The organism is Deltaproteobacteria bacterium (genome assembly GCA_009930495.1).
Classification (GTDB): Bacteria; Desulfobacterota; Desulfovibrionia; order Desulfovibrionales; family Desulfomicrobiaceae; genus Desulfomicrobium.
Genome location: RZYB01000320.1, coordinates 1 through 1,968 on the forward strand (window position 1 = coordinate 1; position 1,968 = coordinate 1,968).

A 1,968-nucleotide genomic window follows, 5' to 3' on the forward strand; every position below is an offset into this window, starting at 1 on the left:
TGCGTTTCTGTCATATTCTTGACAGTTTGGCAAAATCGGAACAGCGTGGAATCCATCCCCGTTCCAGGAGATGCCATGTCATTTGATACCTGTGGAATAATTGGAAAGAGTTCGGCCTTGCAAGATGTATTTCGCATCCTGGCCAAGGTCGCGCCCTCGGACAGCACCGTGCTGGTCACCGGCGAATCCGGCACGGGCAAGGAACTGCTGGTACGCGCCCTGCACCGCAATAGCCAACGCGCGGACAAGCCTTTCGTGCCCATCAACTGCGGGGCCATCCCGCGCGAACTGCTGGAATCCGAACTCTTCGGCCACGAGAAGGGGGCGTTCACCCACGCCATCCGAACCAAGGTCGGCCGCTTCGAGCTGGCCCAGGGCGGCACGGTCTTTCTGGATGAAATTGGCGAAATGGACCTGTCCCTGCAGGTCAAAATTTTGCGAGTTCTCCAGGAGCGCGAATTCGAACGCGTCGGCGGCACTAAGACCATCAAGGCCGACGTACGCGTCGTGGCCGCCACCAATCGCGATCTGGAAGAAGAGGTCCGGCGCGGCGTCTTTCGTGAAGACCTTTTTTACCGCCTCAATGTCATCCCCATCGTGCTGCCGCCCCTGCGCGAGCGTGGCGAGGATGTCCTGCTTCTGGCCCGACATTTTCTGAAACGTTTTTGCGATTCCCGGCGGCCATGCGTCCTGGACGTGCCCGAACAGGTCCGGAACATCCTGGCCGCCTATTCCTGGCCGGGCAACGTGCGCGAGTTGGAAAACTTCATGGAGCGCATGTCCATACTCTGCGACGGCGACGCCATCGCCCTGGCCGACCTGCCGGACAAAATCCTGCGCGAAACAGGCGTCGAGGTGCCCGCGCGGCCGGTCATGACAGACGCCGGCTTCCGCTGGCCGGACCTGAAGGACCTGCACGAACAGCAATTGGGTCTGAAAGAATTTCTGGACCAGATCGAGGAACGCCTTTTGACGCAAGCCCTGGGCCAAGTGGACGGGATCAAGAACAAGGCCGCCGAACTGCTGGGCATCAAGCGCACCACCTTGATCGAAAAATTGAAAAAAAAGAACATGCTGTAGCTTTCAGCCTGATTCTTGCTAACAGCACTCCGTGCGTGTCCATCCCCTTGCCAGCCTGCTCTGGCTCCTTGTCCTGGCCGTTTGGTGCCTTGTCCCGCTTCACGATGCGTGGAGCGCCAAGCTGGCATGGTCGACCACGCCGGCGGGGGAACGTCTGGTTTTCAAATTCGATTCCACCCTGCCTCCGGGCACTCCTCGTCAAGTTAGTGAAACCGCGATTCTTCTTCCCATCAAATGGAGTTATTGGCGGCGGGAACGCAAACCCCGCATGACCGCGAGTATCCCGGATACCGCCCTGCTCCGGGCCGTCGAATTTTCCCAGAAGGGCATGACGCTGAAATTCGACGGCCCGGTCGCGTTCACGGCCTCGACCAAGGCCGCGCGCAAGACACTGGTCATCGACATTCAAAATCTTGAGCTCGCCAAGCACAACGCAACCCCGGCCACGGTCGACGCGTCCAGGGGCGACAAGTCGACGGCTCCCACGACGGACCGCGACGACACGGCCCAAGTGGATGTCGCCAATGCGACCGCGCCGGTTCCCGATCCCGCCGCCGGCGCGACCACGGACAGGATGCCCGCTTCGTCCGTGTCCCTTCGGGTCGGACCGGGGCAGGTGGTCCGGAATCGGATCATGCGCCCTGGTCAGGATCTGAATTCCACCATCGGTGTTGTGACCGCCTCGCCCCCGTCCATGATTCTGGCTCCGGGCGAGTCGTGGCGTCGGCCCGTGGCCAGGGTGCTCCCCGAGGAGCTGCGTGCTTTGAATGCAACCGCGACGACGCCCGTGGCAACGGGGAACTCCCCGGTGGACAGTGGCGTCGTCGTGGAGCCCGTGGCCGTGGTGCCGATGGCGGGGCGCGACACGAACGCGTCCGGAAAAACCGG

At 61.7% G+C, this 1,968-nt stretch carries 2 protein-coding genes; both read left to right on the forward strand.

Going from position 1 to position 1,968, the window contains the following annotated elements:
- Window positions 1-75 precede the first annotated feature (75 nt).
- A complete protein-coding gene (locus tag EOL86_14250; protein ID NCD26734.1) occupies window positions 76-1,080 on the forward strand; it encodes a sigma-54-dependent Fis family transcriptional regulator in 1,005 nt (334 codons plus the stop codon).
- Window positions 1,081-1,111: 31 nt separating this feature from the next.
- The coding region (locus EOL86_14255) for a hypothetical protein (GenBank protein ID NCD26735.1) at window positions 1,112-1,968 on the forward strand (857 nt) is incomplete at its 3' end.